At 60.1% G+C, this 366-nt stretch carries 1 protein-coding gene; it reads left to right on the forward strand.

The window, feature by feature from the left end; translation table 11 throughout:
- Positions 1 to 26: 26 nt before the first annotated feature.
- Positions 27 to 366: hypothetical protein (locus tag L6D89_RS32465; RefSeq protein ID WP_236202355.1), on the forward strand; the 340-nt coding region annotated here is incomplete at its 3' end.

The raw sequence follows: 366 nt of genomic DNA on the forward strand, positions 1-366 counted from the left end.
GGCTCCTGGAGTTTCCGAAGATGAGCATGGCTCTGACTAAGACCATTCCCCTGGGCGAGATCAGCGTGGAAGTGCGCGAGCTGACAGTGGGCGAGATTCGCCACCTGCTCAAGATGATGGCCGAGGGCGACAGCAGCGACGTGATCAGCAGCACGCTCCTGCCAGAGATCAGCCTGACTGAGCTGGCCCTGATGACTGACCTCGATGTCGATCAGTTGGACGACCTGGCACCCAGCCAGCTGCGCAAGGTGTTCGAAGCGACCCGCGAGGTGAACACGGATTTTTTCGTCCTGCGCGAGCGAATCGTGGAGGTGGGGAAACAAGTCCTCGGGAAGCTCTCCGAAGACTCGAACGGAACGCTAGTGC

This window comes from Pseudomonas pseudonitroreducens, assembly GCF_021603645.1.
GTDB classification, from domain to species: Bacteria; Pseudomonadota; Gammaproteobacteria; order Pseudomonadales; family Pseudomonadaceae; genus Pseudomonas; species Pseudomonas pseudonitroreducens.